The following is a 5,857-nucleotide window of genomic DNA, read 5'->3' as shown; positions in this document are numbered from 1 at the left end:
GGCTGTCGATCATCAGCTGGATGGCGGTCTCCTCGAGCTGCACCACGTCGGGCAGGTCGCCGCCCCGCAGCGCGGTCACGTACTTGTCCCTCGTGTCCTCGTAGCTGCCCGAGAACACCAGCTCGACGTCGACCCGGTCCTGGGATGAGTTGTAGTCGTCCACCATCTCGGTCAGGGTCTCCTCGTTGGCCGCCGTCATGGCGTGCCAGAAGGTGATGCGGACCGGTCCGCTCGACGACTCCAGCGCGTCGACCGGGCAGAGGCCCGGGTCGACCTCGTCGGGCCCGGCGGCCGCGCCGTCCCCGTCGCCCCCGCCGCCGCTCCCGCCGCCACCCCCGTCGTCCCCGCCGCACGCCCCGAGCACGAGCACGGCGGCGAGGCCGGCGGCGGTCAGCCGCCTCCATCGCGGTCGAGAGGTCATCGGCACGGCTCCTATCCCTTCAGGGCGCCGGAGGTCAGCCCCCGGATGAGGTGGCGTTGGAAGACGACGAGGACGACGAAGATCGGCAGCGCCGCGATCACCGTTCCCGCCATCACGAGGTTCAGCTCGTCGACGTTCGCCGACGCCAGCTGGCGCAACCCGATCTGGACCGTGCGGTAGCGGTCCTGGTTGGTGATCAGCAGCGGCCACAGGTACTGGTTCCACGCGGAGAGGAACGAGAACACGGCGAGCGCGGCGATCGCCGGCCGGGCGAGCGGCACGGCGACGTGCCACAGGAACCCGACGTGCCCGTAGCCGTCCAGCGCGGCGGCGTCGCGAAGGTCCTGCGGCACGCCGAGGAACGCCTGGCGGACCAGGAACGTCCCGAATGCGAACGCCAGGAACGGCACGACGAGCCCCTGGTACGAGTCGAGCCAGCCGAGGTCGGCGACCGTCTCGTAGTTGGCCACGATCGTCACCTCGGTCGGCACCATCAGGGTCGCCAGGAACACGGCGAACACCAGGCGCTTGGCCGGGAAGCGCAGGTAGGCGAAGGCGTACGCGGCGAGGATCGACGTGACTACCTGCGCCGCCGTGATGGCGAGCGACACGCCGGCGCTGTTCAGCAGGTACCGACCGAGCGACCCGGCCCGGAACGCCGTCGAGAACGTGGAGAACGTCGGTGACGTCGGGAGCAGGATCCCGGGGAAGTCGAGCAGCTTGGACGCGGGCTGCAGCGAGACGACCAGCGCGCAGTAGATCGGCACGAGCACGACGGCGGCCGCCAGGATGAGAGCGGCGTACCGGCCGGCGAGGCGGAGCCGGCTCCTCGGCGCGAGCGCCGGGCCGGGCGCCGTCAGCGTCGGCGCCGGCAGCACCTCAGCCATAGAACACCCGGCGCTCGAGGAAGCGGAACTGCACCAGCGTCAGCACGAGGATGATCCCGAACAGCACGACCGCCGTCGCCGCCGCCCGCCCGGGGTCGCTGTTGGCGTCGTTGAAGATCGAGTAGACGATGACGTTCGTCCGCCCGAACGGCCCGCCCCTCGTGAGCAGGTCGATCTGCCCGAACGACTGGAAGGCGCTGATCGTCAGCACCACCGTCGCGAACAGGAGGGTCGGCGACAGCAGCGGCACCGTGATGTTGACGAACCGCGACCAGCCGCCCGCCCCGTCGATGCGCGCGCTCTCGTAGAGCTCGTCGGGGATCGACTGCAGGCCGGCGATCATGATCAGGAAGGTGATCCCGAGGTTCTGCCACACGGTCGTCAGCGACACGGCGAGCAGTGCGGTGTCCGGGTCCTGCAACCAGGCGACCGGGTCCCGCCCGACCGACGACAGGAACTGGTTGACCACGCCGATCGAGGGATTGAACAGGGTCAGCCACATCAGCGAGGCGACGGCAACCGACGTCGCCACCGTCGACGAGAAGATCGTGCGGAAGAACGTGATCCCCCGCAGCTGCTGGTGGGCGAGCAGCGCGAGGCCGAGCCCGAGCACGAGGCCGAGCGGCACCGTGATCAGCGCGAAGCCGGCCGTCGCCTTCAGGCTGTTCACGAACGCGGACGACGTGACGACGTCGCGGTACTGGTCGAGGCCGACGTAGAAGCTGGCGTTGCCGAACGGGTCCTGGCGGTGCAGCCCCAGCCAGATCGTCCGCCCGAGCGGGTAGAAGACGAACACCGAGAACACGACGAGCGACGGCGCGAGGAACCCGAGCGCGAGGGGCCACTCCGCCCGCCTCCGGGGCCCGGGGACCGTCGTCCCGGCGTCCACCCCCGCCTCCGCCCTGGCCATCGGCGCGGTGCCGATGCGGCTGGAAGCGGTCACGCGGGGATCCGCTCGGTCGTCGTCGCATCGAACAGGTGCAGGTGTCGGACGTCGCCGGCGAGCCGAACCGCCGACCCCTCCGCCGGGACGGCGTCCTCGCTGCCCACCCTCGCGACGGCCGGCGACCCGTCCTCGAGCTCGCACACGAGCAGCCGCTCGTGACCCAGAGACTCGACCAGGCGCAGCTTCGCCGGGAGCCCCTCGCCGCCGGCCCCGTCCGGCGCCCCGTCCGGCGCCCCGTCCGGGGTCAGCACGACGTGCTCGGGCCGGAGGCCGACGACCACCTGGCGGGCCGAGCGCTCGTCGAGCGCCTTCGCCTGCGCGTCGCCGAGCACCAGGCGTCCGCCCGCGGCTCGCACCACCCGGCGACCGCCCTCGTCCACGACCTCCCCGTCGACGGTGTTCATCGGCGGGCTCCCGATGAAGCGGGCGACGAACAGGTTGGCCGGGCGGTCGTACACCTCCTGGGGCCGGTCGACCTGCTGGAGGGCGCCGTCGTTCATGACCGCGACCCTGGTCGCCATCGTCATGGCCTCGACCTGGTCGTGGGTGACGTACACGAACGTCGTCCCCAGCCGCTGCTGCAGCTCCACCAGCTCGGCTCGCGTCTGGGTGCGCATCTTGGCGTCGAGGTTGGACAGCGGCTCGTCCATGAGGAACACCGACGGCCGCCGCACGATCGCCCTGGCCAGCGCCACCCGCTGGCGCTGACCGCCCGACAGCTCCCTCGGCTTGCGGGCGAGCAGGTCCGCCAGCCCGAGCTGCGCCGCGGCCTCGCGCACGAGGCGGTCCCGCTCGTCGGGCGGCGTCCGCCGGGACCGCAACGGGAACTCGATGTTCTGGCGGACGGACTTGTGCGGGTAGAGCGCGTAGCTCTGGAAGACCATCGCCACGTCGCGTTGCTTCGGCTCGACGCCGTTGACGACGCTGCGCCCGATCCGGATCGTCCCCGCCGACGGCTCCTCCAGCCCCGCGATCATCCGCAGCGCGGTCGACTTCCCGCACCCCGACGGGCCGAGGAGGACGAGGAAGTCCTGGTCGGCGATGTCGAGGGACAGCGAATCGACGGCCACCACGTCGCCGAAGCGCTTGGTGACCCGCTCGAACACCACCTCAGCCATGGCGCTGCCGCTCCCTCACTCGCCGAACGGTAGGCGGCCGGACGGGCGGCGAGGTTAGCGCCCCGTCGACCGGGCACCGCCGAACGGTCCTTGCGCCCGCCCGGCACCGTGTGGTTGGATCATCGCCACTTCCCCTCCCGCCCCGTTCGGCGCGCCTGTGTGGCCGCGGGGCCTTCGCCGGGGAGGCGCACGTCGCGCCAGCACCGGCCTTCGGTCACCTGTCCGAGGAGCCTCGATGCGCGCGCCCCGCCCACTTCCCCGTCCCCTGTCCGAGTCTCACGCCCGCCGTCGACCGCCGGATCGTCCGGTGGCGTGGTGGGCCCGCCTGCTCGCCGCCGTCGGCGCCGTCCTCGTGCTCGCGGGGGTCGGCCTCGTGGCCTCACCGCGACGGGCGTCCGCCGAGGTCGTCCACGGCCTCGGCTGGTCGGCGACCGTGGCCGGCTGGTCGAGCTGGTACGGCAGCTACGGCATGGGCGACCTCGGCACCGCCTGGTGCATCGACCACGGCAGCGCCGCGCCCGACGCCGAGTTCGGCTACGTGCCGGCGGACCTCTCCGCGGTCCCGGCCGACACGCAGGCGGCGATGGCGTGGGCGCTCGGTTCGACCGGTGCCGAGCCGGACCGCGTCGGCGCCGCCGCGCTCATGCTCGTGCTCCACGACCTCATGGGCGCGACGTATCCCGACGGCCCGCTCGACGTCGACGCGCTCGAGCCCGCGGCGCTCACCGGGTTCGACGGCGCGGAGGCCGACGTCGTCGCCCGCGCGAGGGCGATCAAGGCGGACGCGGTGGCCCACGCCGCGGTGCGTGGCGCGCTTTCGATGACTGCCACGGCCACCGAGGCCGAACCTGGCGGCGCGGGGACGTTGACGGTCGCCGTGGTCGACGGCGGCGGGAACGGGGTGGCCGGCGTCGCCGTGCGGGTCACGGCCGAGGGCGCCCGGCTCGACGGCGACTCATCGGGCGTCACCGGTGCGGACGGCACGGCCACGTTCCCGTTCACCGCCGGGCCCGGCGGGAGCCGGTTCACCGCAGCCGGCCAGGCGCCCGACCCGGTGCTGCACGCGTACGCCTCCTCGTCCACGCCGGCGCAGAGGGTCGCCGTCCCCGGCGTGGTCGCCCTACGGGCCGAGGCCGGCTTCTCGCCGCCTCCGTCGTCGGTCCGTGTGCACAAGGTCGGCGACGCCGAGGCCTACCTGCCCGTCGTCGGTGCCCGGTTCGACGTCGTGCCGGCCGGCGGCGACGGCACCGCCGCGCCGGTCGGCACGCTGGTCACCGGGGACGACGGGTGGACCGACGAGCTCCCGGTCCCGCCCGGCAGGTACGAGGTGCGGGAGGTCGAGCCGCCGCCCGGGTACCGGCCGGCCGGCCCGTGGCCCGTCGAGGTCGCCGCAGGGGACCGGGCCGCCGTTGAGGTCGCCGACGAGGCGCTCCCCGGCTGGGCGCGGGTCACCAAGGTCGACGCGTCGACGGGCGAACCGGTCGCCGGCGCCACGCTCGCCCTGTCCTACGACGCCGACGCCGACGGCTCCTACGAGACCGGGCTCGACCCGATCGTCACCGGCGACGCCCCGGCCGAGGTCCGGCTCCGGCCCGGCGACTACCGCCTCACCGAGGTCCGGGCGCCCGACGGCTACGAGGGGTTGGACCACCCCGTGGACTTCTCGGTGGGCCCCGGCGAGCGGGTCGAGGTGGCCGTCGAGAACCGACCGGTGACGACGATCGCCTTCCGCAAGGTGCCGGTCGGCCCGACCGACCCGGACCAGGTCGTCCTCGCCGGCGCCGTCTTCGAGGTCCGTCCCGAGGGCGGCGGCGAGCCGGTGGGCAGTCGCACCACCGACGAACAGGGCCGGTGCTCGCTCCCGGTGGGCGCGGTCGACATCGGCCAGCGGTACTGCTGGGTCGAGGTCGAGGCGCCGCCCGGGTTCGGCACGGCGGAGCCGGGCTGCGTGGACGTTCCGGCGGCCGGCACGGTGACGACCGTCGAGGTCCGCGAGCCGTCGCACCACACCGAGGTGACCGGCGACAAGGTCGACGCCGAGACCGGTGAGCCGGTCGCCGGAGCGACCTACGACCTGTACCGGCAGCCCGCCGACGGCCACGACGGGCTGCCCGCCCCGCAGGCCCCCGGCGACGCCGTCGTCGTCGACGGCGCCGTCTGGGTGGCCCGGGCGACGAGCGACGAGCACGGCACGGTCGCCTGGGGGCCGCAGGTGCCCGGGGCCGTCTACTGCGCCCGTGAGCACGACGCGCCCGACGGGTACCGGCTCGATCCCAGCCTGCGCTGCACCCCGGCGCCGCTCGCCCCCGGGGAGGCTGCGGTCATCCGGCTGCCCGACCGTCCGGAGGCGACACCACCGACCACCGCCCCGCCGACGACCGCCCCGCCGACGACCGCCCCGCCCACCACGGCGCCACCGACCACCGCTCCGCCGACGACGGCCCCGCCGACGACGGCCCCGCCCACTACGGCGCCACCGACCACC

5 protein-coding genes are annotated in these 5,857 nt (G+C 74.0%); 1 reads left to right on the top strand and 4 read right to left on the bottom strand.

Annotation, left to right across the window (positions count from 1 at the left end; all coding sequences use genetic code 11):
* The 4 genes from VGB14_01195 to VGB14_01180 all read right to left on the bottom strand — a co-directional run.
* Window positions 1–421, bottom strand: a 421-nt coding sequence (locus VGB14_01195) for a hypothetical protein (GenBank protein HEX9991520.1), incomplete at its 3' end; no start/stop codon positions are given.
* An 11-nt stretch (window positions 422–432) separates the two neighbouring features.
* Window positions 433–1,308 (bottom strand): carbohydrate ABC transporter permease, encoded by an 876-nt coding sequence (locus VGB14_01190; GenBank protein HEX9991519.1) that lies wholly within the window; start codon window positions 1,306–1,308, stop codon window positions 433–435.
* Window positions 1,301–2,251, bottom strand: coding sequence for a sugar ABC transporter permease (locus VGB14_01185; GenBank protein HEX9991518.1), 951 nt, complete (start codon window positions 2,249–2,251; stop codon window positions 1,301–1,303). Before VGB14_01185 ends, VGB14_01190 begins: the two co-directional genes overlap by 8 nt.
* The gene (locus VGB14_01180) at window positions 2,248–3,372 is read right to left on the bottom strand and encodes an ABC transporter ATP-binding protein (GenBank protein ID HEX9991517.1); all 1,125 of its coding nucleotides are present in this window, start codon (window positions 3,370–3,372) and stop codon (window positions 2,248–2,250) included. The genes VGB14_01185 and VGB14_01180 overlap by 4 nt, the downstream gene beginning before the upstream one ends.
* Window positions 3,373–3,679: 307 nt before the next feature.
* On the opposite strand from VGB14_01180, the gene VGB14_01175 reads away from it, so the two are divergent.
* On the top strand, window positions 3,680–5,857 hold a 2,178-nt coding region (locus VGB14_01175; GenBank protein ID HEX9991516.1), incomplete at its 3' end, for a SpaA isopeptide-forming pilin-related protein.

The sequence above is a fragment of the Acidimicrobiales bacterium genome, from assembly GCA_036399815.1.
Taxonomy (GTDB): Bacteria; Actinomycetota; Acidimicrobiia; order Acidimicrobiales; family DASWMK01; genus DASWMK01.
This window is presented reverse-complemented; position numbering and strand designations above follow the sequence as displayed.

What these genes read in the sequence shown, in the direction of transcription:
- VGB14_01190 (HEX9991519.1), bottom strand. Translation starts at nt 1,308, where the DNA reads ATGGCTGAGGTGCTGCCGGCGCCGACGCTGACGGCGCCCGGCCCGGCG.
- VGB14_01180 (HEX9991517.1), bottom strand. Translation starts at nt 3,372, where the DNA reads ATGGCTGAGGTGGTGTTCGAGCGGGTCACCAAGCGCTTCGGCGACGTG.